Annotated in this window: 35 protein-coding genes and 1 tRNA gene; all 36 read right to left on the reverse strand. The window is 49.5% G+C overall.

Going from position 1 to position 26,879, the window contains the following annotated elements; all coding sequences use genetic code 11:
* The coding region (locus OCV69_RS12530) for a hypothetical protein (protein ID WP_158359476.1) at positions 1 to 336 on the reverse strand (336 nt) is incomplete at its 3' end.
* Between the two features lie 18 nt (positions 337 to 354).
* A complete protein-coding gene (locus OCV69_RS12535; RefSeq protein WP_158356934.1) occupies positions 355 to 690 on the reverse strand; it encodes a hypothetical protein in 336 nt (111 codons plus the stop codon).
* A gap of 17 nt (positions 691 to 707) precedes the next feature.
* The gene (locus OCV69_RS12540) at positions 708 to 2,066 is read right to left on the reverse strand and encodes a fibronectin type III domain-containing protein (RefSeq protein WP_158359478.1); all 1,359 of its coding nucleotides are present in this window, start codon (positions 2,064 to 2,066) and stop codon (positions 708 to 710) included.
* Positions 2,066 to 2,527, reverse strand: coding sequence for a hypothetical protein (locus OCV69_RS12545; RefSeq protein ID WP_158359480.1), 462 nt, complete (start codon positions 2,525 to 2,527; stop codon positions 2,066 to 2,068). The genes OCV69_RS12540 and OCV69_RS12545 overlap by 1 nt, the downstream gene beginning before the upstream one ends.
* Positions 2,521 to 2,928 (reverse strand): hypothetical protein, encoded by a 408-nt coding sequence (locus OCV69_RS12550; RefSeq protein ID WP_158359482.1) that lies wholly within the window; start codon positions 2,926 to 2,928, stop codon positions 2,521 to 2,523. Before OCV69_RS12550 ends, OCV69_RS12545 begins: the two co-directional genes overlap by 7 nt.
* On the reverse strand, positions 2,888 to 5,146 hold the full coding sequence (locus tag OCV69_RS12555; RefSeq protein ID WP_158359483.1) for a hypothetical protein: 2,259 nt from the start codon (positions 5,144 to 5,146) through the stop codon (positions 2,888 to 2,890). Before OCV69_RS12555 ends, OCV69_RS12550 begins: the two co-directional genes overlap by 41 nt.
* Complete coding sequence (locus tag OCV69_RS12560; protein WP_158359485.1) at positions 5,146 to 5,523, reverse strand: hypothetical protein; 378 nt, start codon at positions 5,521 to 5,523, stop codon at positions 5,146 to 5,148. The genes OCV69_RS12555 and OCV69_RS12560 overlap by 1 nt, the downstream gene beginning before the upstream one ends.
* A 14-nt stretch (positions 5,524 to 5,537) precedes the next feature.
* Positions 5,538 to 8,564, reverse strand: coding sequence for a phage tail protein (locus OCV69_RS12565; RefSeq protein ID WP_262563129.1), 3,027 nt, complete (start codon positions 8,562 to 8,564; stop codon positions 5,538 to 5,540).
* 498 nt (positions 8,565 to 9,062) lie between these two features.
* Positions 9,063 to 9,410 (reverse strand): Gp15 family bacteriophage protein, encoded by a 348-nt coding sequence (locus tag OCV69_RS12570; protein ID WP_158359487.1) that lies wholly within the window; start codon positions 9,408 to 9,410, stop codon positions 9,063 to 9,065.
* Positions 9,391 to 9,690 (reverse strand): hypothetical protein, encoded by a 300-nt coding sequence (locus OCV69_RS12575; protein ID WP_158359489.1) that lies wholly within the window; start codon positions 9,688 to 9,690, stop codon positions 9,391 to 9,393. Before OCV69_RS12575 ends, OCV69_RS12570 begins: the two co-directional genes overlap by 20 nt.
* A gap of 7 nt (positions 9,691 to 9,697) precedes the next feature.
* Entirely contained in the window at positions 9,698 to 10,018 is a 321-nt protein-coding gene (locus OCV69_RS12580; protein WP_158359490.1) for a hypothetical protein, read from the reverse strand.
* 71 nt (positions 10,019 to 10,089) lie between these two features.
* Positions 10,090 to 10,545, reverse strand: a complete 456-nt coding sequence (locus OCV69_RS12585) for a phage tail tube protein (RefSeq protein ID WP_158359492.1) — start codon at positions 10,543 to 10,545, stop codon at positions 10,090 to 10,092.
* Positions 10,538 to 10,969: a phage tail terminator protein gene (locus OCV69_RS12590; RefSeq protein WP_158359494.1), complete on the reverse strand. Its 432-nt coding sequence runs from the start codon at positions 10,967 to 10,969 to the stop codon at positions 10,538 to 10,540. Before OCV69_RS12590 ends, OCV69_RS12585 begins: the two co-directional genes overlap by 8 nt.
* On the reverse strand, positions 10,969 to 11,349 hold the full coding sequence (locus OCV69_RS12595) for a hypothetical protein (RefSeq protein ID WP_158359496.1): 381 nt from the start codon (positions 11,347 to 11,349) through the stop codon (positions 10,969 to 10,971). The genes OCV69_RS12590 and OCV69_RS12595 overlap by 1 nt, the downstream gene beginning before the upstream one ends.
* The gene (locus OCV69_RS12600; protein ID WP_158359498.1) at positions 11,349 to 11,687 is read right to left on the reverse strand and encodes a hypothetical protein; all 339 of its coding nucleotides are present in this window, start codon (positions 11,685 to 11,687) and stop codon (positions 11,349 to 11,351) included. The genes OCV69_RS12595 and OCV69_RS12600 overlap by 1 nt, the downstream gene beginning before the upstream one ends.
* A gap of 4 nt (positions 11,688 to 11,691) precedes the next feature.
* The gene (locus OCV69_RS12605) at positions 11,692 to 12,078 is read right to left on the reverse strand and encodes a head-tail connector protein (protein ID WP_158359500.1); all 387 of its coding nucleotides are present in this window, start codon (positions 12,076 to 12,078) and stop codon (positions 11,692 to 11,694) included.
* A gap of 1 nt (position 12,079) precedes the next feature.
* Entirely contained in the window at positions 12,080 to 12,286 is a 207-nt protein-coding gene (locus OCV69_RS12610; protein ID WP_158359501.1) for a hypothetical protein, read from the reverse strand.
* 15 nt (positions 12,287 to 12,301) lie between these two features.
* Positions 12,302 to 13,255 carry a major capsid protein gene (locus OCV69_RS12615; RefSeq protein ID WP_158359503.1) on the reverse strand — a complete coding sequence of 318 codons (954 nt, stop codon included), beginning with the start codon at positions 13,253 to 13,255 and terminating at the stop codon, positions 12,302 to 12,304.
* Positions 13,256 to 13,258: 3 nt separating this feature from the next.
* Complete coding sequence (locus tag OCV69_RS12620; RefSeq protein WP_158359505.1) at positions 13,259 to 13,858, reverse strand: phage scaffolding protein; 600 nt, start codon at positions 13,856 to 13,858, stop codon at positions 13,259 to 13,261.
* Positions 13,859 to 13,942: 84 nt separating this feature from the next.
* Entirely contained in the window at positions 13,943 to 14,128 is a 186-nt protein-coding gene (locus OCV69_RS12625; protein ID WP_158359507.1) for a hypothetical protein, read from the reverse strand.
* A gap of 14 nt (positions 14,129 to 14,142) precedes the next feature.
* Positions 14,143 to 17,400 (reverse strand): hypothetical protein, encoded by a 3,258-nt coding sequence (locus tag OCV69_RS12630; protein WP_158359508.1) that lies wholly within the window; start codon positions 17,398 to 17,400, stop codon positions 14,143 to 14,145.
* A 208-nt stretch (positions 17,401 to 17,608) separates the two neighbouring features.
* Complete coding sequence (locus tag OCV69_RS12635; RefSeq protein WP_158359510.1) at positions 17,609 to 19,189, reverse strand: phage minor capsid protein; 1,581 nt, start codon at positions 19,187 to 19,189, stop codon at positions 17,609 to 17,611.
* Entirely contained in the window at positions 19,182 to 19,376 is a 195-nt protein-coding gene (locus OCV69_RS12640) for a hypothetical protein (RefSeq protein WP_158359512.1), read from the reverse strand. Before OCV69_RS12640 ends, OCV69_RS12635 begins: the two co-directional genes overlap by 8 nt.
* A 5-nt stretch (positions 19,377 to 19,381) precedes the next feature.
* Positions 19,382 to 19,603, reverse strand: coding sequence for a hypothetical protein (locus tag OCV69_RS12645; RefSeq protein ID WP_158359514.1), 222 nt, complete (start codon positions 19,601 to 19,603; stop codon positions 19,382 to 19,384).
* Positions 19,563 to 21,083, reverse strand: a complete 1,521-nt coding sequence (locus OCV69_RS12650) for a capsid protein (RefSeq protein WP_262563130.1) — start codon at positions 21,081 to 21,083, stop codon at positions 19,563 to 19,565. Before OCV69_RS12650 ends, OCV69_RS12645 begins: the two co-directional genes overlap by 41 nt.
* A 5-nt stretch (positions 21,084 to 21,088) precedes the next feature.
* Positions 21,089 to 22,480 (reverse strand): terminase, encoded by a 1,392-nt coding sequence (locus OCV69_RS12655; protein WP_158359516.1) that lies wholly within the window; start codon positions 22,478 to 22,480, stop codon positions 21,089 to 21,091.
* Positions 22,477 to 22,995 (reverse strand): terminase small subunit, encoded by a 519-nt coding sequence (locus OCV69_RS12660; RefSeq protein ID WP_158359518.1) that lies wholly within the window; start codon positions 22,993 to 22,995, stop codon positions 22,477 to 22,479. Before OCV69_RS12660 ends, OCV69_RS12655 begins: the two co-directional genes overlap by 4 nt.
* 179 nt (positions 22,996 to 23,174) lie before the next feature.
* The gene (locus OCV69_RS12665) at positions 23,175 to 23,735 is read right to left on the reverse strand and encodes a hypothetical protein (protein ID WP_158359520.1); all 561 of its coding nucleotides are present in this window, start codon (positions 23,733 to 23,735) and stop codon (positions 23,175 to 23,177) included.
* On the reverse strand, positions 23,722 to 24,375 hold the full coding sequence (locus OCV69_RS12670; RefSeq protein ID WP_158359521.1) for a hypothetical protein: 654 nt from the start codon (positions 24,373 to 24,375) through the stop codon (positions 23,722 to 23,724). Before OCV69_RS12670 ends, OCV69_RS12665 begins: the two co-directional genes overlap by 14 nt.
* Before the next feature lie 216 nt (positions 24,376 to 24,591).
* Positions 24,592 to 24,664 (reverse strand) — tRNA-OTHER (locus OCV69_RS12675).
* 132 nt (positions 24,665 to 24,796) lie between these two features.
* On the reverse strand, positions 24,797 to 25,213 hold the full coding sequence (locus OCV69_RS12680) for a hypothetical protein (RefSeq protein ID WP_158359523.1): 417 nt from the start codon (positions 25,211 to 25,213) through the stop codon (positions 24,797 to 24,799).
* A gap of 41 nt (positions 25,214 to 25,254) precedes the next feature.
* Positions 25,255 to 25,701, reverse strand: coding sequence for a hypothetical protein (locus OCV69_RS12685; protein WP_262563131.1), 447 nt, complete (start codon positions 25,699 to 25,701; stop codon positions 25,255 to 25,257).
* A complete protein-coding gene (locus tag OCV69_RS12690; protein ID WP_215654059.1) occupies positions 25,701 to 25,877 on the reverse strand; it encodes a hypothetical protein in 177 nt (58 codons plus the stop codon). Before OCV69_RS12690 ends, OCV69_RS12685 begins: the two co-directional genes overlap by 1 nt.
* On the reverse strand, positions 25,874 to 26,218 hold the full coding sequence (locus OCV69_RS12695) for a dATP/dGTP diphosphohydrolase domain-containing protein (RefSeq protein WP_158359525.1): 345 nt from the start codon (positions 26,216 to 26,218) through the stop codon (positions 25,874 to 25,876). Before OCV69_RS12695 ends, OCV69_RS12690 begins: the two co-directional genes overlap by 4 nt.
* Positions 26,215 to 26,631: a helix-turn-helix domain-containing protein gene (locus tag OCV69_RS12700; RefSeq protein ID WP_158359527.1), complete on the reverse strand. Its 417-nt coding sequence runs from the start codon at positions 26,629 to 26,631 to the stop codon at positions 26,215 to 26,217. The genes OCV69_RS12695 and OCV69_RS12700 overlap by 4 nt, the downstream gene beginning before the upstream one ends.
* A gap of 18 nt (positions 26,632 to 26,649) precedes the next feature.
* Positions 26,650 to 26,877 carry a hypothetical protein gene (locus OCV69_RS12705; protein WP_158359529.1) on the reverse strand — a complete coding sequence of 76 codons (228 nt, stop codon included), beginning with the start codon at positions 26,875 to 26,877 and terminating at the stop codon, positions 26,650 to 26,652.
* Positions 26,878 to 26,879 lie beyond the last annotated feature (2 nt).

Here is a 26,879-nt window from a genome sequence, read left to right on the forward strand (position 1 = left end):
AGACTTGTCCATGGGCTTTTTCTGGTAACCTGTCCGGTCCCAGATCTCTTTGATCCGCTCCCATCCGTCCATGGCTACCAGTGCCACGATAAAGGCCCCGATCATACACGCAAAGACCATATACCAGGTGATCTCACGATCCATCCACGCCATCAGCGCCACAAAGGTCACCGGGCACAGCACCAGGGACAGCACGATCACCACCGCTGACGTGGGGAGCTTATCTAAGCCCGGCCAGGATTTGACCACCTGGGTAATTGTAGACACCGCAAAGGCCATCACGCCGATGGCCACCAAAAGATACGATATGTACTGCATGATTCCGCTAAAATCCATTCTATTTTTCCCCTTTCATTATCTGATATACTGCACGGCCAGCATTGCAAGCCCTGTGATCACAGCACCGGCCAGGAGCCCCACGGCCGTATCCAGGACCTTGTCCGACATCCGCTGCCATCTCCTCGCCGGCTGCTGCTCCAGAGCCTCCAGGCGGCCGTCAAACCGCTCCAGCCGCGTTCCCTGGTCCTTAAGTTCTGATAACATCTGCCGCATGTCCTGGGCCAGGGCATGGACGGAGATCGTAAGGTCCTGGATTGCCTTTACGGACTGCTCCAGGTCATCGATCCGATGGTTCTGGCGGTTGTCCTCATCCCGGAGTCTGGCAAGCTCCGCTTTTACAGCCTCATCCATTGGTATCACCTCCGTTCTTATTCCAGCCAAATCTCATATATATCAGCAGTAACAGTACCAGAAGCAGAAGACTCACCAGTACCATTGTAGCTACCAACATTTACTTGTATAAGTCCCGTTTTCTCCCAAGTAGATTTCCAAGTAGATGTTTCCCTATTGGTTTCCGTTACTTGATCTCCCTTTTGAAGTATTTTAGGTGAATCAAGTCTAAAAGTGGACCCATTTACGATTAGCCATGATCGAAATTGATAGTAACTATATCTTCCACCAGTAACATTACATCTCATCTTTAATTTAGAGTACTTGGACAAGTCATATTCAAGAGATGATTTCAGTATTGGGGGCATTGTATTTTTAATCGAAATTCTATCCGACTCAAATGTTGTATTACTAGCGCTACTCGTTTTTTTAAATCCTGCGATATTATTACCACGGTTGTAAAGATAAACATACGTCGTTCTCGCATTCAAGTTATAGCTATTTCCCCAACCAAGCGCATCACAATAACTTGTACAAGTGAAGTAATATGTGGTATTAGGACTCAGTCCTCCAATATCCACGTAATTGCTCCCCCCAGCCTGGTTCGGGTTATTTCCAGCCCCGGTATATACTCTCGTTCCGCCGCCCGTCCCTGGATTTCCAGATGCAGACATCTGGATGAATACCCCCTGCCATGGACCTTTGGCCGGGTTTTTCCAGCTGATCCGGATTTTATCATGAGAGAGAGCGGCCACGCTAAAAGAAATCGCGGATTGTACAGCGAGAGTACCTGTGACCTTCACTCCATTGACCCACGCAGTCTTTCCAGACAGGATATGCCCCGCTGCCGCATTGGCAGAGGTCTGCGACGCCAGGCTGTTGGCCGTCACCCGGCCGGATCCGTTATGATAGCCTGCCGGAATCGCATAACTCCCTCCAGCGTTTAATGCTGCTGTTTTCGCTCCCTGATTGGCCATACTTCCGGTGCGTTTCACGCCGTCCTTCCAGTAGGTCCTGCCGGACAGGACATCCCCGTCTGCTGCCGTGGCTCCTCCCGTCTGCGATGCCAGGCTCTTTGCCGTTACCTTTCCCGCGCCGTTATGGTACCCTTCCAGAACTGTATAGCTCCCTCCTGCTGCCAGCTCCTGGGCCACAGCCCCACGATTTGGCATCGTCCCGGTCCGTCTCGTTTTCGGGTCCTTATTGTAATAGGTTTTCCCGGTCAGAACATGGGAATCCGCCGCATCCCCGGTCAGATCCAGCGTTCCCTCCACAGGCTCATCGTTACTGTCGCTTGTAACTGCAGTCTTCCCTTTTAACACATCTCCTCTGGCGGCGGTCAGCTCGTCCGATGATACTCCGCCACCTCCGCCTCCCATAATAACTGCTTTTGCCATTAGATATCTCCTTTCTGGATACTTACTCCGGTAAGCATGACCTGGAAGTCTGCATCCGGCTTCTTTTCTCCGCAATAAAAGGCCATAGTTCCGTCTCCGCTCTCCCCGTCCGTGATCATTCCGGCCAATTTCCTATACTGCTTCACTGTAGCCGCAGGGAGTTCCTTTGGCGTATATGGGTGAATCCCGACCACATCCGTAGCCTTTGCCCCCGGTACCGCCACGGTCTGTCCGTATGGAAGAGAACCGCTCCATCCGGACGCCGGAAGGCTGACCACCACGGCATTTCCCAGGCGGTTGATTTCCGTATTGGATGCATTGATGTCATTGGCTCCAAAAAAATCCCCCTCCTGTGTATACTCAGTCATGTCAATCAACGAGATTGTTTTATCATCATTGGTTGTCATTGCATATTTTCTTGCCCCGGCAAACATGTCATCCCTGTAATCTGTTTTTAACAAGGTACTTCCCTCCTTCCCAGTTTAAAGGCCAGACGTCTCCGGCCGTTTATAACATTTCTGATATTCTCATAAATCATCAGGCACGCTGATTCCACCCGGTTTAATTCCTTCCAGTCGATGAACGGCTGGTTATCATAAAACACCTTTCTTTTCCCCACTGGAAAAGGATATGTCCCCCCGCAGATATGTTCCACATTGGACTCAAAGCAGTTGATCTCATCGGAGTAAAAACCATAGTCTTCCCAGGTTTTGTCCTCTCCCATCTCATCCCATGGAAATTCCTCCCAGTATACCAGGGCCATCCGGTGCAGTTCGTTCAGGTTGCCCTTGATCCGGTTGTAATCTTCCACGTTGAAATAATCACTTTCTTTCCAGTCTGTTTTTGGCTGCTGCCACGCCACTCATATCCCTCCTCGCTTTGATCGTTCCGGCCAGGGCCCCGTTGAATTTCAGCGTGTGGTCGTAAACCCGCACCAGAAGATCGGGCACATACTTATTTTCCAGAAAAACCAGATCATTCGTGTCGATCCTGGGATCCCCGCGGTATTCCAGGTCATATTCCCGGTCTGCCTTTAGATAATCCCCCACCCAGTCCGCCAGATCTGCCGCATGTATGGGGCTGGAAACCAGTGGATTCTCCCACACCTCCAGACTTCCCTGCAAGCCTGTCTGACGGCTGATCTTTGCCTGGGAGACCGCATATTCTTTCCCCATGATCACAACCTCACAGGAACCGGAGATCCCGGAAAATTCCACTGTAGCGTAATAACTGCTGCTGTCTACGATTCTGGCCGTCTGCCCCGCCCCGGCATCTGTAATCGCGCATGAAAACTCATAAGAAGCATTGGAAAAATAAAAAGTATACCGGTTATCCGCCGAAGTGATCTCCACCGTCTCCCGTGTCAGCTCCTTGCTTTCCTCCGCACTTGGGCTGTAAAGCGTCCGCAGCACCTGGAGCTCCCGTACCCTGGCAAGCTGCGTCCCTTTGGGTGTTCTGGTCAGTTCTGTTCCGTAGGACAGCTCATAATCCGTGCTCTCTCCGAACTCTATTTGGTCCAGAACCACACGGTTAAACGGTGTACCTTTCGTAAACTCCAGGACCAGACGGTCAAAATCCGGAAATTCATGGCTGATAACGGTAACCCCGTCGATTTCCGAAACGGTATACTCTTCCGCCAGGTCTCCGTCGAGATAGGATCTGAAAACCACCTCGCCCGGAGGATTCCGGCCGAAAACCAGAGTAAGGCCAAAGCACTTATACCTGGCCTCCAGAACAATTTCCACCTGGGGATTTTCCTGGAAACGGCCGTCCTCTCCGGCCACTGCTTCTGATACATACCCGTTCTGGATCCGGCCGGTATCTCCACCCTCCCGGGGGAGGAAAAACTGAGCCGGTTTCACATCTGTAAAATTCCGTCCAGTCATGGCATAGGCTTCTTTCCTGGTTTTTTCCAGAACACTGGCCGCGCTGCTGAAGTAGGTTTCCGCACCCGCACGCGCCTCCATATCCGGAATAAAACTGGATTTCATACAGATTTTCCCGTTCCGGTCCTGGTACAGGATACACCTTCCGGCATTGGCGATCATCTGAAGGGCCTCCCTGTGCGGAACCGGAGGAAGCGGATTGTTTACCGTCACGTCCCGGAGATATCCATCCAGCCAGTAAGTCCGGCTGTCTACCCCGGCATCCTCCAGCACATCGACCGCCAGGTTATACAGGGTAATCCCCTCCGGGCGGTAGGTCCCCTGGTAATACGTTCCGTCCAGGTCCTCAAACCGGTCCGATGCCGAAAAGCTCATCCGCTCGTCATCCGCTGACCATTCCCGCAGGTAGACCGTTGCCCCGGGGATCCATTCTGTATCCCCATTCTCCAGCTCCTGGCCATACAGAACCCGGATCTCCTGGCCGATCTCCAGGAAATTAACCGCCGAATCCTCATTTTCAATATCAAAAGTCCGGTCTTTATTATTCACTGTGAGGTCAAAATCCAGAGTGGGCAGCTCTTCCATGATCGGGCTCACATGCTCCTTTTTGGTGGCCGACAGGATCTTGTGGTTATCAAAATAAATTCCGATTCCCATGGTGATCTGGTGGATCCGGAGCCGCCCCTGGCCATTGACCATGGTTTCCGGTACGATCCGCAGCCAGGTGGTGTTATCGAAAATCTCCTCCGTGACAAAATGTCCGAAGGCGTTCCCCTTTACCTCCACAGTGCTCTGGTCTGATTCGATCCTGAAATTCACAGGCCAGGCCTTCCCAAACTCAATGGTCAGCCCACGGATGTCATATGGCAGAGGAAAACGGAGTTCGACGGGTCCCAGAAGCGACTCTGAAACGATCCCCTGGTTTAAAACTACGTCCTCCGCCCTTCTGGGGAGGAAATACATGCTGCCGTCCACCTGGCTGTAATCCTGGTCACAGGCCGCATACAGTTCCTCCACCTGGTAATTATTGAGCGGCATCCCCAGATTGCTGTAATAGGTATACCGTTCCGGGTACGGCACACTGGCGGAGGCCTGGGCCTCCTGGTTGATCAGCCCGATCGTTACCCGGATATACGATCTGTCCCGGAGCTGCTTTTTCATTTCTGCCTTATACGCCTGGCTTGCCGTCTGCATTATTCCATCACCCCGCAGTCAATAAGATTTACCTTACAGTCCCGGTACAGGACCGGGAGGCCATCACTGTCAAATGCCACCGGAGTTGCCGTCCGGTTTCCCGGATACATCCGGATGGTCATAAAACAGTTATGTACCATATCCGGGATCCTGGCCGATACCACAAAACGGTCAAACTCCTGGAGAATGGCCGCCCATGTGGCGGCATCCAGAAGTTTCCACTGGAGGCTGTCGAACTTGTACTGGTCCCGGCCCACCTTCTGACCCACAAACTCACCCAGGGCGTTTTTTCCATCCGATACATTCGTGGCAACAACCAGATTCGCTCCCAGGTCCGGGGCCGGAAATTCCTTTCCGTTGATCGTTATTACAGCCACACACTTTCACCTCCCTATGTTGTCCGCAGCCGGAATCCTGTACGTTTATCAAGGTCTGTCAGCTTTTTCTTGATTTCCCGGATGTCAATATTCACCGTCAGGTCCATGGCCTCAATCAGTTCGATGATCTGCTTCAGAAGCTCCACCATGAGGGCCAGATACTGGTCGCTCATACCGCTGTTGGCCTGGGAGGCCATAAGCGCTGCCCGGTTTACCATCTCCTGCATCCGGTCTTCCGGTGCTACGATCTCCCCGTAATGCCGGTTGTCGCCGATCATGGCCAGCTGTGGGGTATTGGCCCGCACAAAGCCGCCTTTGGCCAGCCTGGGAATCTGGATCTCACGAAGAGTCGGAATATCCAGCCCGAAGCTTTCTCCTCCAAGGCCCGGCACCCAGTCCGGAATATCAAAGCTCAGATTATTGAGGGCATCGATCATCCGGTTCAGTCCCTTTATGACGCCATTGGCCATGGTCTCGACTCCCTTGAGAATGCCGTTGATCCCGCCCCTGATTCCGTCCTTCATTCCGTCGAAAACAGAAATTGTGGTCTCTTTAAGGCCATTCCAGACACTGCTCCACTTCTCCCGAATGCTGTCCAGGGCAGTCTGGATTCCCGACTTCACTGCATCCATGACCATCTGGATCTTATCGCGGATCCCGTCTGCCAGACTGCTGACTGTGTCCTTGATCCCGGTCCATGTGGATGTAAAGAATGACCGGATCCCATTCCAGATCGTCTCCGTAGTATTACGGATTACGGCCCATACCGCAGAAATCTTTGACTGGATCGCTGTAAAGACAGCTTCAGCCAGATTTTTTATAGCATTCCACAGGGTGTCCGTGAAGGCGTGGATCGCATTCCAGATAAGGGTCCACTGGTTTTTCACGGCACTCATAACGGTCTGGATTTTCATGTATATCCCGTCCGTTATGGTACTAACAGTTGTCTTGATCCCGGTCCATGTAGATGTAAAGAATGACCGAATCCCATTCCAGACCGTTTCCACAGTCCCTCTGATCGCTGACCATATATCAGAAAGCTCATTTCGGATCGTCGTAAAAATCGTAACTGCCAGACTGCTAATACTGTCCCAGATATTTCCCGCAAACGTATGGATATTTTCCCAGATTCTATTCCATGCGGCCTGTATCGTATCCAGTTTGGACGAGATCGATTCCGCAATCCTCCGCATCATCTGTCGCCCGGTATCGCAGATTGCCTGTCCAGTCCGTGAGAAGAAGTCTGCAATCCCTCTCCAAACCTCTACCCAGTTATCCTTAAGCCACAGAATCTTTTCTACAATCCATGTGACTGCATGGATAAGAGCGGTCACCGCTTTTAAAATCACAGTCAAGGCACCGGATATCGCGCCGATTAAGATCGAAGTAAGTGCTCCGGCCACTGTTACGAGCGCTGTCATGACAATCTCAAAAAGTCGCTTTAAACCACTGGCCTCATAAAATGTGTACAGGGTACTCCCCAGTTCTGCCAGGGCCTCTCCTAAGGGCTTAAGTCCCTCATTCCATATAAATGACCAAGAAGTCCTAAAAGCGTTTGCAATGAGCTCCCATGCAAGCTTAACCGCATCCCTAAATTGATCTGATGTATTCCAAAGATCAATAATCCCGGCGACAATCAGACCAATGGCGGCCGCAGCCCCCGCAGCTGGAAGAGACAGACCAGAAACCGCAGCCATAATTCCGGTCTTGAGTGTTCCAAATGTGCCTACGATCGCATTTTTAATAGCATCCCATCTGGTTATTGCAAAATAAGACAAAATACCAGAGGCCAAGCCTCCAGCAATGGACAGGATTGCATTCTTGTTATCTGAAAGGAACTGTCTGAGCCGATTGACCGAATCCTTAATCCGTTGTGCAGCCGCTTCTACCGCAGACGTATCAATGGGGGGAACTGCCATGTTCTCTGGAAGTAATCCAGGAATGCCCCCCACTCCGCCAGTCGCATTCTCGCCAGCTTCTCCAGAGGAAACTGGCCCGGATATGATATTCAGCTCATCAATCCCCGTTGAACCCATATTTTTCTTGGCTTTTTCAGATGCTCCTGCCAGTTTTTTGGCATTACCGGCAGCTACTCCAGAAGCACTGGCGGCATTATTCATGGCATCAGACATGGCGGTCGCTCCACTACCGCCTCCTGCATTACCGAACAAAGCTTCAGTGAAAGCCCTGAATGCATTGGCCAGGCTCATCAGTTTCCCGATAATGGTATTGATAACTTTAATAACCGGTGTCAGTACGTTGATGAGTCCCTGTCCAATGGTAGCCTTTAACGAATCGAACTGGAGCTTCAGGACCCGGACCTGGTTTGCCCATCCATCGGATGTCCGGATAAAGTCTCCGGATGCCAGGGCCAGCTGATCCTGGACGAATTTATACCGCAGCGCAACCTTTTCGCCCTCGCTCATGGCTTTTGTGGTCTTACCAAAACCATTGGCCAGCGCATAGGAATCCAGAGCGCTCTGGGTCATAACTACGCCCAGGTCCTTTAGGGATTCTGTCTCACCTGTAAATACAGATTTCAGCTTGGTATAGGCTTCATCCTGGCTGATATTGTAAAAGGATGCCACATCACCGGCCAGGCCCGTCAGCGCCGTGGACATCTCATAAGCGGCCTTTTCATTAAAGCCGAACGCCTTTGCCATGGCCCCGAAAGTTCCCGTAAACTTCTTCGCCATGGTCTCCGACAGGCCAAAGGATGCCGCCGCACCCTGTGCAAACGTATCCACCTGCTTTGACATCCGTGGGAATGTTACATCCACCACGTTCTGTACTTCCTGGAGATCAGAACCCAGCTCTATGCACCTGGCCCCAAAATCCACCAGCTTTTTTACGGAAAAAGCCGCTGCCAGGGTAAGGCCCACCTTTTTAAGAGCTGGGCCTAAAGTCCCTGTGAGCTCTCTTGAAGTTTCTTGGGCCTGTGCCCCAATACCCCATATGCTCTTTTTTACCCTCCTTGAAGATACCTTACTGTTCCGCTCAATCTCCGTCCATGCTTTTCTCATGGCTTCAGATTGTGTCATCCCCTGTTTCCGATAAATCCAAGCAATAGAGGAAGCTTTTGACTTCGCACTCTTTTCGCTATTATTTAGAACAGCTTCTATTTTCTGACGAGTTTCATCAGTGGAAGTGTTAATTTTTCCAAAAGCCCCGGCCATCTCATCGCATGATTGCTGGCATTTTTTCGCCGAATTTAAAAAAGTTTTTTCAAAATCAGCCTTTACTTTGTGAGATGTACTGTCTATCGCTGTCTTGATTTTTCCCAAATCCAGCGATATATCAAACTGTATAGATGCATCCGCTGCCATATGTCTCCACCTGCCTTTTTCATAAGACAGGCACATCGGCACAGCGTCTTAAATCTTTAACTCAAACTCTTTTCTACACTCTCTGTTCTTGCATTTAAAAAAGACGCCGGAACAATAGGCGTCTCTCTGTCTCATGGCGTTTACCGGATGCCCGCAGAACGGGCACCGGACCTTCTCACGCTTCACATCTATCTTTTCAATCCTTACCGCCTCCTAACCGCATAACCGGGCCATCATAAGCTCCAGGCTGGCCATCTGCTTCTCAAACGTCTCCTGGGTCATCGTCTCCACCTCCCGCTCCCTCCACTCATCATAAATGCGCTTCTGATCACGGGTAAAATTATGGATCACATTTTTATCTGTTTCAGACCGTATGGCAACGATCCTCCCCAACGGCGTTTCCGGGGAGAGCCCGGCCAGCAAGGACCGGAACTCGTCCCATGTGACTGTTTCAAATTCCTTCGTCCGGATCCGGAGCCCGTACTGCGACAGGAAACTGGAAACAATCAGATCCCAGTCCCCGAAAAGGTCGTAGTACGGGTCACTGCTCTCCCGGTGCAGTTTCCTCCCCTGCGATCAGGCTGACTGCTTCCTGGATCACGACGACCAGATCCTTAAATCCCAGTTTCAGCTCCTCCAGTGTTTTTCTGGATTCCTCCGGAAAAAGGAGACTGTATGTCTCCAATATTTCTCCTATACCAGGAGATTCCTGCCCCATCAGTCCCATAACCTTCAGCATGGTGGGAGCATCCGCGCGGACCTCCAGTTCCTTTCCCATGATCCCCAGTCTGGGATTTCCATCAAATGTCAGTTTTTCTGTAATATCAACGACTTTTGCCATTCTGTTTCTACTCCTTTTCTTTTAATGTAACAGCCAGATTAAGTGTGCGGATCTGCCGGGAGCTGTCCCGGGATGCATGTACAGTGATCGTCTGACCGGGTTCGGAGACCCGGAGAAGGTAAATCCCGTCCCCATCCAGGGGAACCGGACTGTCCGGATGCTTCCCCCCGCTATGGGAGGCCGACAGCTGGTATCCATCCGCCCGGAACAAGAGGGCCAGGTAATTGCCCTCCTGTTCTTCCGGATCAGAACCATGAAAACCGGTATACCCCGTCACATAGTTCAGCATACCAGTAACGGTATCTCCTTCCACCGTGATTCCTTCCATCAGTTCGGATGCCTTCTTTCCAAGCAGATCCGTTTCCCCGGATACTGTATATACATCAATTCCAACAGAGCCTACGCTCCCCCCGCCGGTGTAAATACCGGGGCTCCGTAGCACACCACTTCAAATTCCAGGGTATCAATGTTTGTGGTATCTCCGCCGCCCGGTGTGGTCACGTTCACCACAACTTCGCAGGACAGCTTCGCACCCGATACCATTTCCCATTCAAACTTTGTCATCACGTCCTCGCCAAACTTCCAGGCAAGGCCGGCAATGTAATCGTTTCCAGGATCTCCGACTGAGCGCTTCCCCTTAAAGGAAAATCCCAGTTTCTTTCCTGTCATAGCTGCCTTCGCCCATCCTCCGGCATCCATGGCGTACCATTCCTCTAACGTACCATCAATAGCCGGGGCAAAATTCTCCAGGTCCTTCGGGATGACCATGTCCAGGTCTTCACTTTTCAGGCCTTTTGTTCCAAATTTAAACTTGTTATTGTGTACCGGATACACTCTTCCGGCTGCATCACTCATAACCCATTCCTCTCTTTCTTTCATAATAAAGGTCCAGCCATATCACGTATTCGTATATGCCGGACTCATCGGTTCCTACATCCTGGGGCTCTGGGACCTGTAAAGATACCAGGAAGATCCGGGTATCACCCACCTCAAGGTCCGGCTTATCCGACTCCTTCCGGATCCGTTCAAACAACTCCATGGCCGCCGCTTCAGAACGGACCGGATCCCGCTCCCAGTGGACCAGAAGGGAGATCCGCCGGACATCGTAGCTGGACTGTAGAGCGCCCCCCAGGGCCATTACCGGAGGGCCGCTGCCTTTTCTCCGGTACACTCCGATGGATCGCTCCTTTTTGTTATCCAGTTTTCCTATATATACATGGCTGTCTTCAGATATACCGAATCCGGCCACCCATTCCCGGATATCTCTTAATGCCAGCATCAGACCCCACCTGCCTTTTTGTAAAATTTCTTGAATGCCTCTTTGGCAAAATCCTCGCTGATACCGCCCGGCAGCCATGGTTCATACCATTCCCCTCCGGCAAATGGATTCTCATCTGTCTGGAAATTATACTCCGGATGGTAGTACAGCCTCCGGGCATATGGTGTGCTTGTTACCAGTGATACCTTTCCCTGTGAAGATTCGCTGTAATCCACAAAGGTGGCGTCCTCCTGCAAATGGCCTGTCTCAAATGGCATCACCTGGGCTTGTACCACCTCTGTATGCAGAGCCTCTCCAGTCTTCTCCAAAGCCGTCACCGCCGCCTGTGTAAGCTCATTGATCCTCGCCATATTCAGCTTAACGGAAGATTTCACCCGCATCACATCACCTCCAGACAGCAGTAATTGACCGTCCCGTCCGGGTTCCTGGCCTTCGATCCCTGGATGATCCTCCGCTCCTGGCTAAAAACCGTCACAGTCCCCGCGCTTAAAGACGGCATATCCGGTGCAATATCCCCGGGAAACAGTGCGGTTCCCGTAGCCTGTACCAGTTTCTTTTCGGCCGTCAGGACTGTTCTGGCCCTGTCCTGGAAATTACATTTCAGATCCAGATCCCGCACTCCCGCCGGCATTCCCAGATTTGTGATCTCCTCTGTTTCCAGATGCACATGGATTTCCGTCCGGCATAGCCGTTTCGGCACCAGACATGGATATTTCATGATCTCACCCCACTAACCTGCAGCAAAGGCCTGTCTGGCACAGCAGGGCATAAGTGTCCCGCTTCATGGCCACTCCATGCTCCGTAAACACATTCCAGGAGCTGCCAAACTGGGCCGATACCCCATTGATGCTGTAACTGGACAGGATCGTGCTGATCTCGTCCGCATTCTCGTATTCGAAGTCAGCCTGCTGGCAGACCACCTCCCGGACTATGTCCTGCTGAAACGGCGTAAGAGAGGAAAATCCTCTCCCAAAAATCCGGTTGAACGTAAGGGAGTCCACATGGCGGGATGCCTGGCGGAGAAGCCCCAGCAGTTTCTCTCCAGGAATCAGGCTGCCTCCATATACATCGGTATAGTACTCCGTAGTGGAATACGGCTCATAGGCCATCCTACTCACCCGCCTTTTTACCGCCGTCCCCGTTTTTATCCTTTTCCTTCAAAGAGGAGGCGGATTCTTTCCCCGCCTCCTCTACCTGGTATCCGTGGCTTTTAAACCACTGGATCAGATACGGGTCATCGGTTTCTCCAACCCCGCCGCAAAACGGGACAGAAGCAGAGATCCCTGTATATTCTTTGTTCGGACTGTAGATCTTCATTATCAATCACCCCTCCTATTTTACTTTGATCTTCCGGAATACTCCTGCCGCCTTCGATGCTTTTAAGGCAAGCGCGGCATTCATTTCAACCTCGCCTTTCTTTACTGCGCCAGCGGTAGAAAAATCCGGAAGCCAGGTCTGGACCGGCGCCACACCGGCAAAGGATACCGCATGAAGGCCGTCCATCGCAAGACGGGCCACATAGAGAGACGTGGTACCGTCCTCCCCAATTTTTACGACCTCATCGTTTGTTCCAGGTTTTGTCTTCATGTCCACAAACGGGATCCCGCCATAGCTCTCCACCTGGTTTCCCCAGTTGTCCTTGGTGATCTGGTACATGCTTGCGCGTCTTGCACAGGCCCGGAGCTTCGCGATCAGCTTGTTGTTACCCATGATACAGGACGGAGTACCGTCAAGACCTCCGAGGAATTCATCCAGCATATCCAGAAAATACTGGTAGTTTTTAGTGATCATCTCCGAAGTAGAAAGATCAATCTCCGTCTCTTTGTTGTACTCTGTGGAGCTCCCGGTCAGCGCTTTATCAAGCCCATCAAACGCCTTGGAATCCTGGCCCGAATCACCGTTGATGAACGTATCATTGAACAGTGCCTGCGCCGCCTTGATCTTCTGGGCCTGCTGTAACTCGACCTCGCTGACGATACCGCCCATACTGGCGATCACACGGTCGATTTCATAAGATCCACCAAATACCTTGATCTCTACGGTATGGCGCTCTTTGGTCACCTCGGAGGGGCTGTATTCCTTGTTGATCTCGCGGAAAGCAGCCGTCGGCTGAGTCTTCAGCCTGGTATAACTGTAGCTGGGTGTTGCACCTCCTCCAGTCGGGGACACTGCATCATCAAACGGGATGTGCTCCAGGATCCAGTTCGATTTCTGGAACTCGTCGATCACTCCCATCTGAAGATCATCCTGCACATTCTTTTTTGCCTCTTCCAATGTAACAGCCATATATTATTCTCCTTTCCCTTCCGGGCCCATGCCCAGTTTTGCGGCGATTGCCTCTTTCATGCTCATGCGACCGCCTTCTCCTCCGGTTCCTCCAGTTTCCTTGCCTCCCAGAGGGAAAAATCCTTTTTTTCCGTCGGGCTTCTGCTCGGATTTAAACAGGAAGGGCTTGCTTTCTTTCAAAGCTTTCACCTGCTCGTCCAGACCGGTCACCTTCCCATCATCTCCAAGGATCAGCTTGGTCCTGTCCAGAAGGCCGGCTACCAGATCGCTGTCCTGCGCCGAAGCCGAAACAGCCATCCGGATCGCGCTGGACAGCTTCAGATCCTGGATCTCTTTCTGATGATCCTCGTCCTTTTTCTTGTTCTCAGCCTGGAGATCTTCAATCTTCTTTGCCAGCTCGGCGTTATCTCCGGCCGCCTTTTTGAGATCCTCCAGCTGCGTTTTATAATCGTTGGCCGATGTCTCCAACTGCTTACGCTGCTGCTCCGTCTGGTCGTATGTATTTTTTGATACATACCCTTCCAATTCCTTCTTGGAAGCTTCAGCAGCCTTTTTCGCCAGGCTCTTCTCAATGCCAATGGCTTCAAACTGTTCCTGAGTCATGCTCTTCTCCTTTCTGGTAGTTTTACGTCATTCCGGACATAAAAATAACACCCAGTAGTCTGGGTGCTGATTCTGTCTGCTGTGCTACATAATAGGAATCTCTTCCCCTGCTGCAGAAGGATACCAGTTCTCAATCTCCACCATATCCTCGTCTTTAAGGATGCCTCTTGAATACCAGTTCAGAGCATACTCTCTAACCTGGAATTCAGAATACTGTTCGCTCATTCCTTTTAAAGTCTTCATGACAAAGTCATGTAAGTTAAAAACCATAGTTTCACCCCCTCCTATTTCGATACAATAGCTGCGCTGATCTCTGCGATTTTGCCATCAATATACGCCTTGGTATCGGCGGTATAAGCGACTTCCATCCCGCAGTTGTCGCTGTTGGTGATTGTAGTAACCGGGTAATTCATGCAAAGCTTTCTAAATGCTGCAATGGTTTCTGGTAAGAGCGGAGTCTCTACTGAGGTATCAAGCACAAACAAGACTCTTGCCCCAACAGTTAATTCCCCGGTTTCAGATATATACGATCCATTAATCGACTCATTGTTATAAGATGCAATCTTTTCAATTTTCTTTATGTATACACCCTTTGTCAAATCCACCTCATCTGTCACCCACTGCTGACCGTTTTCGTCCGTATAGTTACCGCCAGAAGAGACCGGAATCCCTGGTAAGCCGTCTGGAGTGGATACAATGAGGGTCTGTGCTGGTTTGTAAGGCTCGTATTCTGTGGCGGCAGGACCAAGCTCAAGCTGGATTTTGACAGTAGATAAATCGCCCTTATTCCACGTTGCATTCGTTCCAGAAATAAATATTTTAGCATCCGGAATATCAGGCATAATAAAAGTATCTTTTCTTCCGCTCGCGATATAGTTCGCTGTTAATCTGGTATTGGTAGTTTCCTCAACAAGTGCGATATTAACTGGTACATTTACATTTGTTAAAGAATACGTTTCTCCGGGGATTAATTTAAGCTCTGGAAGATTGATGTTCCATCCTGCAACAATTCCAGATTCTATATCAATCAGATTTTTTCCCTCTATTTTGGCCACGATATTCCCATCATTTCCCGCATCGGAAATTTTTTGCGGATACACTGGAGACGGAGCTGGCTTGCCTCCGGTATAAGGCTCCCACTTTGTTGGCTCCTCTTTGCTGACCATAATTTGGAAGGTTATATCAACATTCTTCTTACTCGAAACGTCAATAACAACCGCAATGGATTTTTCATTCTTGGTTCTAAGTCCATAAATTTCCTGAATCGAATGGGTTCCTCGTAAATTAAATATTTTAATCTTATAGCTCTTACCAGATAAATCAAAATTATCATAATTCAATATGTTAAAACAAATGGTAGAGTGTTCCGATTCTGCAGTTCCTTTTATTTTCACACGCTGTCGTCCATCAATGGATATTTTTAACCCATAAGAATCGGCGTGGGGAGTTGCTTTCCCGATATCGAACAACTGCGCTCCAGTCGTAACGACTTGCGATGATCGGCCACAAAGGCGGAGATTCTTAAGAGGCATCTTTAAACTATCAGTTACCTTAACACCCCCCCCAGAAATTTTCTGACTAATCAATGCCGCCTGGATATCAGAAAGCTGTTTCTGCATAATATTTTCGCGTTTCTGGATATAATTTTTCGTATCAGCCACATAGGCAACATCAATGTCGGCATTTTCATCGTTGAGGATAATGGTTGTCGGATAATTCGTGTGGAGCTGTTTATATGCGGCGATATCTTCTGGAGACAAAGGAGTTTCGATGGGGTTCGCCATGTAATAAAACTCAACTGGTGTACCCTCCGTATTTTTCTGGACACAAAAAGCATTGAGTTCGTCCACCGTTGCGAAATGGCTACTAATTGATTCCTTCTTTACAAAAATAAATTGGTTGGTTATGTTTGCGGGGAAAATTCCAGTTTTAAAAAATGCCGAAATAATTCCGCCCGATATAATGCCAGGCGAACTTTTCGATGGCAAATTCCAGTAGTTTTCATCGGCCGATGCCGTGAATTTAATATTCTCCCCATCCACCACGGTTTTGCCGATGCGACGAATATAAACGCTTTGGCCATAGTCAATCTCATCACATATCCACCGCCGTCCATCATGATCTGTGTAATTACCGCCAGACTTAACCGGGATCCCGAGCAGACCATTGGGAGTCTGGACAGTGAGATTCTGAGGTGTCTTATAAGGCTCATATCCGGTAGCCGTATCACCAACCTCAAGTTGGATGTAATAATCCTTTAAATCGGACATGTGCGATCCATCATCCCATACCCTTAATGTTGTAAGAATATCTACATTGGGCGTATACGTCACGGATTTAGCTTCATATGCATAAGCAATTTTCTCTGTTTCACCTACATTATTAAAATATATACCAGAAACAATACCTTTTGTGCTTAATGTGTATGTAACCCCGGCTTTCAAGAGATACCCTTTTAAAAAAGCTCTTTTGAGAAAAGGATCTAATCTAATTTCTGACTCTGGAATCAGATTTTTTCCCTCGATCTTTATCCCGATATTCCCTTTGCCTCCCGCGTTGACAATCGGCACTGGGGATTCCGGGCTGGGGTCGCCATTTTGTGTGGATTTACCAAGGATTCGCAGTGATCTAAGTGGTTCATCGGCCGAATCTGGCATACAGTACCCATTCCCATTTGCTGACTCTACGATCACATCGGCTTTTTCCGTCAGCTCGTTCTTTACATCCGCCAGATCCTTTGCATTCTGCTGGATCAGTTCCCGGTCTGCAACGATATTTGCAACGGCCTGTTCTACTGCCTTTCTGGCCTCAGACACCTCCATCCGGTCTTCCTCCGCTGCCTCCGCATGCTGTCTGGACGCATCCTCGGCGGCCTCTGCGCCTGCTTGCGCCTGTTTTGCAGCCGTTTCCGATGTTCTTGCCGACTGCTCTGAAAGACCCGCCATAAAGGCTGATTCCTGTGCCTGCGCTGCTATCTTTTCCACAGCTATTTTGTCCTGTGCTGCTGCATCTGCGTCAAGCTGTACCTGGTCTGCCAGCCTCTGCACCGCTTTCAAACTCTTTCCAGCTTCTGAAGCTGCAGTTTTTGCCTCCCCCGCAGCAGTTTCCGCCCCAGTTCCAATATCCTCAGCCTTTTTAACGGCCTCATTGACTGTATCAATAGCCCGCCGGAACAATTCCTCTGCCTCTGGGGTATCAAATGGTTCTGGTTTTGATCTGGTTCTCACCTGTAAGGAAATACGCCGGATCGTCTGCCCGCTGGTCGAGTCTGTGAGATATAACCACGCATAGATTGTATATTGGGAACCTGCCGCAGGTCCATTCTCCAGCATACTGTCCGGAATCACAACCTCAGTCACACCGTCCCTGGTCACTCCGACACGGGTGATCGCCTGCCCACCTGTTTCCGTCAAAGAAAAGTGAATCTCCACAGCTGTTGGAAGTGTAAGTCCCTGGATCCTTAAAACCTGCCCATAGTCCCACTGCCAGAGCCCGGCCGCTCTTGCATACTCGTTCTTTTCATCAAAAAACACTGTAATCATGATTCCCGCCTCCTCTTTCCCGTTGCGACGCCGCAACTGCAAAATGGGTATAAAAATACCACCGGCCATCCGGTGGATTCGTTGTTCTTCTTCGCTATAACGGATTTGACATTTTAATTATAGTGGTATATACTATACCTAAGATATATCTTTTATGAAAAGCGATACCTGACCCCCGCATACTGGGTTGGGCCATCGCTTTTCTTAATTATCTTCTTCTAAAAATTCTTCTTATCTCCCCACCCTTAACAAGTATAATTTTGTCCACAAAGGTCGTATGCTTTGACCAGTAAATTCCATCTACCTGTCTGCATAACTCTTCTTCGGGCAAAGGGCAGCAGGAAATATCCAGAATGAAATTACACGCCTGCCTCTTCTTTTTTGAAATTACATTGTAGATTAGATTTTTACTTGTTCCCTGTAATTCCTTCAGATCAAATGCCTCTCCTCTGAAAAGATAATCGGGTGTAGAAATACCTGGCGGATTTAAAATCCGGGGAACCATAAATAGTTCGCCGCCAAGCCTGTGCTCCAGAAGCTGTGCCACTTCTTTTTCCCTGTCCGAATAATCCAACCGCACATATTTTCCGTCAACCTTGTATGTGATTCCATCTACTATGTATTCAAATAAATCTGTTACCTCATGTGAATCCGGCTGTGCATCTCTAAACCATTCCTCTGTAACATCTACGGCCCTGTACTTTTCCGTGCTGTCTTCCTGGATCTGAATGTGCTTCCATTCTTCGGCTTTTTTCTTGTAAGTCTCCTGGTTCTCCGTATCCAATGAATATTCTGCCATACGACTGAACTTTTCTTCCTGGCGTTCTGCGTACTGTCTCCGGGCTTCCCGCTTCACATTCAAGCCAATTTGTTCCAGTTCCTCTTTTGTCCAGGTATCGTCTGCCGTCGAAATCCCTGGGAAATAGGTTGTGTGGCTGTCCTTGCATCTCGGATGATACAGGCCCTTCTCAATCGCCCTGCTCATAAGCGGATATTTCTTTCCTGTCTCCGGATCCACGCCATCCTCCGGGCCGCCGCTCCACACATCATCGATCAGAACCTTCCCGCAAAATGGAACGCACTTAGGACAGGGATTTCCACGCTTAGCCAAGATAACGGTCGTGATCCCCCATTCCTTCCGCTTTTCCCCCTCGCCCTGGAGATATGCCCGTTTGCTGGCCGTCCGGATCGCCATATCCGCATAATCAGCCAGTGTGTGTCTGGCACCGTTGGAATATACGACACAGTTAAGGCCACGGGAAAGCATATCCCTGGTAGCCATATCCACAGCTTTCTCATAGGTTCCGGCACCGGTATTCGCGTAAACCTGTGCGTTATAGATGGCTTTCCGGTAATCGTCATTGGATTTCCTTAAAACTGCCGTCTCCGCCTTCTCCATATCGTCCAGAACTGCCTGGATCAGCGCTTCCAGCTTCCGCTCGTTCAACTTGAAAAATTCCGCCATCATACCTTTTTCAGATTTCCGGGCCGTAAAGCCTTTTTTTATGGCTTCCAGGATCTGGATCTCCTGTCCCATGCTGCCGGCCTGTCTGGCCTGCCGGATCAGATCCTCAATCTCTCCGTTCAGCTCCTTAAACCGCTTCGTATACTTTTTCTGGTTCTCCCGTTTGTATTTTTCCAGGGCTTTCAGCTGTTCTGCCTGCCACATGGACCATTCATAACCTTCTTTCGTTTCTTCTGCCCGGTGACGGTCCATATTACGGATCATGGAGGCGATCAGTTCCTCTTCAATGGCCTGGAAAGCGGCAGCAATATCATACTCATTCATTCTGCTGCTTCACTTTCAGATTTTCTGCAATCCTGGCACAGCGGCGGCGGTTCCTGCACCGAATACTGTGGGTCGCTTTTGGAGCCCCTCCAAGAGACTTGCAATCAAACGTATCCACTTCTGCATCAAAGTCCGGGCAGTACCCACAGAAATCCTGTAACAGCAATGTAAATCCCGGCACTTCCATGGCACTCACCTCCCGTTCGCATACACTTTAAATCCCTGGCTTTTAAACTGCCTGGTCAGCTCCTTCAGCCGTGTAACGCTGTTGCACCGGTCACACCGGAGCTCAGCATATCCCTGTTTTTCCACCGCATAGATCCCGAACGGCACCTGTTCACTGGCCACCTGTAAAAGCCCCTGATATTCCGTTTTACTCATCCGGTAGATCCGGCTCATGACCTTCACCTGCATCCTTGTTTCCCCTTTGTAATAGATTTGTATCTCGGTTTACCGCTGGTTCCTCCAGTTCTATAAGCCCCTGTTCGGCCTTTAACCGCTCCACCTCGTTTTTCTTCTCCTCATCTGTCCAGGTATCCCCGTAAAGCTGATCCACAGACGTCTCCACGCTCATGATGCCGTACTGCCTGGCCTTTCCTACGGTCTCCACCGTGGTCCCAAAATCCGGGGATGCATACTCCCCGAACTTGACGGATGGATTATACTCTCCTGGAGTTTTCTGGCACATAAGGTCGTAGCACTGCATCACAGCCCGGATCAGCTGCGGAAGCATCTCATTTAGGGCATCTACAATTTTATTTCTTACATGCAGCGTAACCTTTTCCTTCTCCCGCTGCGATTCGGCGTTATCGGTCTTTTTCAGATCGATACCCAGCGTGGCCGGGGACATGATTCCCTGGAGCACCATATCCAAAAAGCTGGAATAACTCTCCACATACGCCTCATAGGAGATCTGTGGCTGGGAAACCGCTACCTGCTGGCTGGCATTTTCGGCCATGTTATCTCCGATAGCGATAAAATCATTGTCAAACGGGTTGGCCGGAAGCAGCTTACCAGTATCCGGATCGCGCGGAATCAGGTTCTCCGGTATGTACCGCTTGATCCGTCCCATACGGATCGCATCGATCCACTGGCTGATCACCTCATCCAGGCCGTCCAACACGTCTGTTTTGGCATCAAAAAGAGCCCTGCCACGGTTTTTATACTTAACCGAGGACAGGACCCGGAACGGGACCGCCAGGAGAAGATTCCCTTCAATTCCGATATCTATCAGGTTTGCCGTCTGCGGAAGCCTGTCCATGGGAATCTCTTTTCCAGCATCATCATACAGGTGATACCGAATGTATCCGTATCCGTAGATCTCCTCCAGGCGTATATCCTTTCCTCCGTCTTTATAGCTGGTATAGAACTTGATTTCCTTCAGTCTGGAATGAACATACACATAATCCACATTTTCGGCATCATAAAATTCCACAACCGGGTAAGGACTCAGCTCATTTGCGGTGATCTTAAATGCCCCATCTCCAGAGGAGAGCGCACCGGATATCCCATCCCCGATCACATCGTTAAGATGTGTCGTTTCAAAAATTTCCTGCCAGATTTCGCTCGTCTCCATCTGCCCCTCTCCGAAAGACACGCGGTCCAGATCCGCCAGCACGATATCGCGGTAGCGGTCCACGACTATCGCTACAATGCCGCTGTGCATTTTTCTGACGCTGCCCTGGGCCTTTGCCGCCCAGAAACGTGCCTTCTCAACGTCCCATCTGGCCGTCTTTTTAAAGTACTGCTCCAGTTCCGCACTGTCTCCCCGGTACCAAAGTTTATTACGGATCACGTCTGCAATAAACGTATGGGGTTCGATGATCACGATTTCTCTGTCTCTGGCCGGTTCGATCCTAAATATCCGTTTTATAAATTCCTGTAACCGGTTCATCCGGATCACCTCCTGAAAATCTTGCTCTGGTATGGGATCCATGCATACTGCACGGAGTTGACCATATGATCGTTCCGGTCCTCTGGAACGTTGTCTTTATCTTCCCGCCAGCTGTATGTTTCTAGTTCCGTTATATAGTTCGGGCAACTGTCCAGTACATAAAAACATGGTTCAATGTCGGCCGCATCGTCGTAGGCCATCCATCCCAGCTGGGCATTGATACGATCGATAATCTCCATCTGTTTCCAGGCATTATTTAATGTGTATACGCAGCCATTCCGACGCTTATATTTGTTCCATTCCTGCATAGTTGCCTGATCGGCAGTGTCCAGGAATGCGTTCCGGGCCAGGCCCCACTTCTTTTTATTCCGGTCTAAAAAATCCACGATATTCCATACCGTATCAGAAGGGGCCAGGGGAATCTCCATGGCAGCATTGTTATACACCTTTTCACCCAGCACGACACAGCGTCCTTTATTCGTGATCCCCAGAAAGGAGATTGCGATTGTATCCGGAGACTGCTGGGAATAGGATGTATCTATGCCAGCAGAAAAGTACATAAAAAATTCTTCTTTTTTCCGTTCTCCGGGGAGCTGTACAAACTGCATCGCCCAGGCTTCTGATCGCACATGACGCGCGCGGTCGAAGTTACTGAAAACAACGCCGGTTGCCTTCCCCCGGAGCCCCAGGATCTTGTTCTTCCAGATCTTGGTCCCCTTCGGGGTGTTGGCCATGATCTTCTCCAACTTTTCTTTTGGGAGTCCCAGGTTATGCGAAAAAGAAAAGAACCAGTGTACCCATCCGGGTTTTGGTTCTTCTTTCAGCTCGTCCTTGATTTCCTTTGGTGTCTCTTCTTCCCATTCTGGCAATGGCCTGGAGCAGTTTATGTACTCTTTGTAAACATCCAGATTCGGATCGTCCGGATTGAGCGTGGCCATGAGATAGTCACATCGCATGGCAGCCTCCCGCACAAAGTCAATATCTGCCGTATTGATCTCATCGATGTACAGGCATCCATACTGGCCGCCCAGAGCCTTCTGCCACTTCTTTTTATCTCCATAGCCCATAACATATACCACCTTATCCCCGCGGGATGTGTGGAACAGGATATGCGGGATCTTATCATCCTTGGTCCCGTTACCATTGTACTCAGCCAGGATACCAAAATCATCAATGATTCCCAGATCCTTGTTTATGATATTCTTTTCGGCAGTACCGGTGTCCTTGGCCGCAATGATATGGAGCTTTTTAGGTGATTCGGCCACCTTGAGCATAAACTTAAACAGGCCTACTGTTGTTTTTCCGGCAGCTGTGGTTCCTTCCAGGAACTCCACAGGGGCGTCGCATCGCAGGAAGGCTTTATATTTATCCGACAGTAATAATCGTTCGGTGCTCATACATTGTCCTTCCTCATCTGCTGGATCAGATCATCTAGCTTTGTTTTTTCGGCCTCCAGGCCGCCAGACAGTTCCAGCCGGTCCTTAAACATCCCGAGATGCCGTCCTGCCAGATCCAGCGCTTTGTTTTTATCGTGGAATTTGACTTCTCGCTCGATCCCCTCCCCGTCTTTGGTCGGGAAGCGCTTGACCTTTACAGAGGCCACTGCCGCCAGATCCTCCGGAAGCGCATCTTTCCGGATCGTGGCCTCGTCGAAGTTGACCACCCTGGCCGGATTCACCAGGGCAATTTTGGCCAGTTCTGCCAGGATCCGGTCCTGGTTGATCCCGGTCCGACGGGACCGCTCAGCCATTGCTATTTTTATTGCCTCTGAAACTCTGGTTTTCCCTAGCAGCTCACTCCCGATCTTATCTGCATTATTCGGGCTGTACCCGGCTCTGATGGCAGCCTGGGTGGCATTCAGATCAATCAGATACTCCTCCACAAACAGCTGCTGCTTTGGCGTTAATGCCATCTCGGCTCACCTCCAGTCTGTATTTTGTAGTTATTAACATGTTATACACAATATGTTGATATATAAAAAGGCACCATCTTGTGAATCCGGCGCTCTGGCCATGTCAATCACCTCCTATTCGTTGGTTTTTGGGCAAAGGAAAAGGATAGCCAAAGCTATCCTCTCAAAAATTATCCTTCTTATTTTATTGTAACTCCAATGATATCAGTAATCATAGAAACTGTTGCATAGTAAATTCCAATTAAGGCAATCACAGTTGCAACTACTCCCGTGACAATAGCAATATTATTTGTATGACGATACTTCTTATCTTCTTCCAATTGCTCACTTATCTTTTCTTTTAAAGAATCTATTTTTTCATTTTGAGACGAAATCATCTGCTCTATTCGATTCATTCGTTCATTTTCCCTTGCCTCAGAAGCTTCAATTTGTTTTTCGACTCTCTCCTCTCGTTCTTTCATATTTTCCCGAAGCTCTCGTTGATCTTTATCAACTTTTTCTATATACATTTCAAGTAATTTATTTTCGCCCATGCCATCAACCTCTCTCTTTAATTCTTGAGTATTTATGGACTTTAAATACTCGTCAAATTGTTTTGACACAGCACTTCTTGTATTAGTATATTCGTCCGCTGCCGGTAATATACTTGATGTTTCCTCTGCGCCAGCTGCACGCATACCTCTATCTGACAGATTGTGTATATTGATAATTTTACTATCACCATTATTAGTTGAAAACATCTTTCATCTTCTCCTCAATTCGATCCAACAGTAAACCAATTATTTTCACTAGCTCGGTATCCTCTTTGGGTAAACACGAATTAACACTTGTATTAACGTCAAATGTCAAAATCCCATTAGATTCAGGATTTTTATAATTAATCTGTATATTGGTATTTACATTAAATTTCAATGAATCGCATACTTTTTCATGCACAACCCAAGCAATACTTTTTTCATCGCTTTCAGAGAAATTGTTAATATCAATCTTGTTATTTACATTTTGAATCAAAATATCATCAGCTAATGTCTGTACCACTATACCCAACCGCTTAATTTTTATTTCACAGGCTTTACATATGGCAATAAATGCTAATTCTATAACCTCAATATGGTTTCTCCAAGGGCTCCCTACTTTTAACAAATTATCCAAATCCATTCGGTTTAAACCAAATGTCAAATTAGCACTTCCTTCTGCATTTTGAAAAACACATCTTGGAGCGTCAGCTGGAGCTTCTGGAGGAAGCGGAATCATTTGAGGATCATTCGGAAACATAGTTGAAAAAGTTTCCTTTAAAGCCAAAGCTAACTTAAAAGCATCCGGACTTTCTTCAAAAAACACAGCAATATGTACTTTTATTACATTTTCATTCAGTCCCATAATCCCCATCCTCTTTCGTTTGTAATAAATTCAGTATACCATTTGAATTGTTAAAATACAATATATTTAGCATCTTTAAATAATTAAAGCATACAAAAAACACCCTCTTTCGAGGATGTCTCCATGTGGACAGGGGTTCGATTCCCCTCAAGTTTTTAGTTCTCCAGGCGGTACGATGGCCGCCCGGGATATACTGTATAGGAGGTTGTGACAACATCGGAACACCAGGATTCGAACCTGCGGCTCGGTTTTACGGCTCACGCTTCCTCCCGTTTGGGAAGATGTTCCGTCAATGCCCGCCTGGGATGGACGGGCTTACGGGGATAAGTACTTGGATGAGGAAGATGGGGGCCGGCAGCTCTCCGCCTCCGGCTCCCAGTCTATAGACTACCACGTTTTTACCGAACATTGGCGAACATTTTTAAAATTTTTCAAAAAATCTTTTCGCCCGCATCCGGCAGCTGTCCGCAGTATAAGAAATCCTCTTTTTCGGAAATGCCCGATTCATCTGCCTGGCCACCTGCTCCCAGGTAAGCCCGTCAATGTAATACAGCCGGAACATGATCCGGATCTCTGCCTTCGGGATCGACTCTATGTACTCCTCTGCCTTACAGGTCAGCTCCAGGAGCTCTGCCTCCTTCTCTTCCAGCATCTCCCTGTACTGGTCCCGCATCTTTTCCTTCCGCTGGTACTCCGGTACCGGGATCCCCGTGATCTTGATCGGACCGATGGTCCCGTTCTTCCGGGTTCCCCGGACCGTATCCGAAACGATTGGCGGATCCGATAAAAACCGGTCCAGCTTCCGGATCCTCTCCCTTAAATCCTTGATCTCCTCCATAACCTCGCTGTATTGGACTAAGACGCTCTGGTCCAACGGCCTCACCTCACTTCAAATCTCACACCGTATTTCTCATATACTTCCTCGCCGATCACCCGGATGTCCACATTATCATTTTCAAATGTCCGGTTGACCTCTTTCACCACGGCCTCAGAAAACTGTAAAAGCCGTGATCTCCGGTCATTCTCATCCTCAATCGGTTTCCAACGGAATTTTTCACATAGGACCTTGGCTGGCACCGCCAGGAGAAGGCACAGGACCTTTAGGATCTGCTCCTCGTCTGTTTCTCCTGTCAGCGCCGCCTCGCGTGCGGCCCACTCCTTCTGGATCCGCTCGTCGATCTCTCTGGATATGCTGGCCTTAAGCTCCTCCTTGCGCTCCAGGACCGCCTGCTTCCGGATCTCATTGATCTGGGTCTGGGTCAACGTGTAGACCGGCTCCCTCCTGGCTCCGGCCTTTTCCAGACGCCTCCTCTCCGCTCTCGTCATCACCACCGTCGTCCTTTCTCATCCACAATCGTCACCTTGCCCAGGATCCGGAGATGGAAGATCGTGCACATCGACTTGATCATCCGCCGGAACATGACCACGTTCTCCGGCGGCCGGTCGGCCTCCCGGATCGCTCTGCCCGCAGTCGGATCCGAGTATCCCTCTTTATTTTTCATCGCTCTTCCTCCTCCCTCCATGGCATATCCACTAGCTCTGGACACTCTACGGACTGGTTAAGTGCCCACATAAGATTCCAGGCTGCCGCCCTCAGATGGGGCTCGTCTGTATCGCCGCGCATATACTTGACCAGGTGCCGCATAGCCGAGTCGCAGAGGCTGTGCTGCGGGATCCCCTTGTCCACGTTGTGCTCGCCGTACTTTAGGGCCCCCTCCTCACAGTGCTTTGACAACTCGATCAGCGCCGACAGAGGGAGGAGATCCATCCTCCCCTTGCCCGCATGCATGTCCCGGACAGCTCCGGTCCCAAATTTTGTGCGCTCCCCACTGTCTTTGATCATTTTACTTCCTCCTCTGCCCGCTTGAGATAGTTATATACGCTCCCTTCGCTGATCCGCATCTCATCCGCGATCTTCGCGTAGCTCCATCCGGCCTCCCGCAGGGCCTTCATCTTCCCGATGTCCACATCCAGCTTCCCTTTTTGCAGTCTGGCCTGTTTCAATTCCTTCGTGAGATCCGACAGGGACTTTTCTGCTGGCGGCTCTGGCTCCTCTCTGGAAACTACTGGAAGGATCTCCTTCTCCAGGGCCGGTTCCTGCCGAAAGAATATTACTCCCTCAAGCATGTGCTGGAGAGTATCCGGGACCAAGTTCTCCCAGCCGTCTTCCTGGCCGATCGGGGCCAGGACCTTGATCTCCATCCCCTTCGCCGCCAGTTCCAGGGCTTTTGCCATATCAATCTGTTTCACAAACATATTTCTTCCCTCCTGTACCTATTCCCTGGCATTGATCAGATCCATCCACATCACGCTCTCACATACTCCGCTCTCCAGCTGTACATGGACAAAATACTCATAAATGCCAATAACAACCGCTTGTCTCGGGATCCCGGTCTTAACTGCCCCAAATGAGTCTTTGGCGCATGCCTTCTGGGTCGTTATCATAACCTTTGACCCGATCTTAATCTTCTTTTTCGCTTCTGCAATACTCCGGATTTTCAATG

It is taken from the genome of Alitiscatomonas aceti, from assembly GCF_025567195.1.
GTDB classification, from domain to species: Bacteria; Bacillota; Clostridia; order Lachnospirales; family Lachnospiraceae; genus Alitiscatomonas; species Alitiscatomonas aceti.

Excerpts from the sequence above, each read along its gene's own strand:
- OCV69_RS12535 (WP_158356934.1), bottom strand. The coding sequence starts at position 690 with ATGGATGAGGCTGTAAAAGCGGAGCTTGCCAGACTCCGGGATGAGGAC.
- OCV69_RS12540 (WP_158359478.1), bottom strand. The coding sequence starts at position 2,066 with ATGGCAAAAGCAGTTATTATGGGAGGCGGAGGTGGCGGAGTATCATCG.
- OCV69_RS12555 (WP_158359483.1), bottom strand. The coding sequence starts at position 5,146 with ATGCAGACGGCAAGCCAGGCGTATAAGGCAGAAATGAAAAAGCAGCTC.
- OCV69_RS12565 (WP_262563129.1), bottom strand. The coding sequence starts at position 8,564 with ATGACACAATCTGAAGCCATGAGAAAAGCATGGACGGAGATTGAGCGG.
- OCV69_RS12575 (WP_158359489.1), bottom strand. The coding sequence starts at position 9,690 with ATGGCAAAAGTCGTTGATATTACAGAAAAACTGACATTTGATGGAAAT.
- OCV69_RS12580 (WP_158359490.1), bottom strand. The coding sequence starts at position 10,018 with ATGGAAGGAATCACGGTGGAAGGAGATACCGTTACTGGTATGCTGAAC.
- OCV69_RS12585 (WP_158359492.1), bottom strand. The coding sequence starts at position 10,545 with ATGAGTGATGCAGCCGGAAGAGTGTATCCGGTACACAATAACAAGTTT.
- OCV69_RS12590 (WP_158359494.1), bottom strand. The coding sequence starts at position 10,969 with ATGCTGGCATTAAGAGATATCCGGGAATGGGTGGCCGGATTCGGTATA.
- OCV69_RS12595 (WP_158359496.1), bottom strand. The coding sequence starts at position 11,349 with ATGCGGGTGAAATCTTCCGTTAAGCTGAATATGGCGAGGATCAATGAG.
- OCV69_RS12600 (WP_158359498.1), bottom strand. The coding sequence starts at position 11,687 with ATGAAATATCCATGTCTGGTGCCGAAACGGCTATGCCGGACGGAAATC.
- OCV69_RS12605 (WP_158359500.1), bottom strand. The coding sequence starts at position 12,078 with ATGGCCTATGAGCCGTATTCCACTACGGAGTACTATACCGATGTATAT.
- OCV69_RS12610 (WP_158359501.1), bottom strand. The coding sequence starts at position 12,286 with ATGAAGATCTACAGTCCGAACAAAGAATATACAGGGATCTCTGCTTCT.
- OCV69_RS12615 (WP_158359503.1), bottom strand. The coding sequence starts at position 13,255 with ATGGCTGTTACATTGGAAGAGGCAAAAAAGAATGTGCAGGATGATCTT.
- OCV69_RS12620 (WP_158359505.1), bottom strand. The coding sequence starts at position 13,858 with ATGACTCAGGAACAGTTTGAAGCCATTGGCATTGAGAAGAGCCTGGCG.
- OCV69_RS12625 (WP_158359507.1), bottom strand. The coding sequence starts at position 14,128 with ATGGTTTTTAACTTACATGACTTTGTCATGAAGACTTTAAAAGGAATG.
- OCV69_RS12630 (WP_158359508.1), bottom strand. The coding sequence starts at position 17,400 with ATGATTACAGTGTTTTTTGATGAAAAGAACGAGTATGCAAGAGCGGCC.
- OCV69_RS12635 (WP_158359510.1), bottom strand. The coding sequence starts at position 19,189 with ATGAATGAGTATGATATTGCTGCCGCTTTCCAGGCCATTGAAGAGGAA.
- OCV69_RS12640 (WP_158359512.1), bottom strand. The coding sequence starts at position 19,376 with ATGGAAGTGCCGGGATTTACATTGCTGTTACAGGATTTCTGTGGGTAC.
- OCV69_RS12645 (WP_158359514.1), bottom strand. The coding sequence starts at position 19,603 with ATGCAGGTGAAGGTCATGAGCCGGATCTACCGGATGAGTAAAACGGAA.
- OCV69_RS12650 (WP_262563130.1), bottom strand. The coding sequence starts at position 21,083 with ATGAACCGGTTACAGGAATTTATAAAACGGATATTTAGGATCGAACCG.
- OCV69_RS12655 (WP_158359516.1), bottom strand. The coding sequence starts at position 22,480 with ATGAGCACCGAACGATTATTACTGTCGGATAAATATAAAGCCTTCCTG.
- OCV69_RS12660 (WP_158359518.1), bottom strand. The coding sequence starts at position 22,995 with ATGGCATTAACGCCAAAGCAGCAGCTGTTTGTGGAGGAGTATCTGATT.
- OCV69_RS12665 (WP_158359520.1), bottom strand. The coding sequence starts at position 23,735 with ATGTTTTCAACTAATAATGGTGATAGTAAAATTATCAATATACACAAT.
- OCV69_RS12670 (WP_158359521.1), bottom strand. The coding sequence starts at position 24,375 with ATGGGACTGAATGAAAATGTAATAAAAGTACATATTGCTGTGTTTTTT.
- OCV69_RS12680 (WP_158359523.1), bottom strand. The coding sequence starts at position 25,213 with ATGGAGGAGATCAAGGATTTAAGGGAGAGGATCCGGAAGCTGGACCGG.
- OCV69_RS12685 (WP_262563131.1), bottom strand. The coding sequence starts at position 25,701 with ATGACGAGAGCGGAGAGGAGGCGTCTGGAAAAGGCCGGAGCCAGGAGG.
- OCV69_RS12690 (WP_215654059.1), bottom strand. The coding sequence starts at position 25,877 with ATGAAAAATAAAGAGGGATACTCGGATCCGACTGCGGGCAGAGCGATC.
- OCV69_RS12695 (WP_158359525.1), bottom strand. The coding sequence starts at position 26,218 with ATGATCAAAGACAGTGGGGAGCGCACAAAATTTGGGACCGGAGCTGTC.
- OCV69_RS12700 (WP_158359527.1), bottom strand. The coding sequence starts at position 26,631 with ATGTTTGTGAAACAGATTGATATGGCAAAAGCCCTGGAACTGGCGGCG.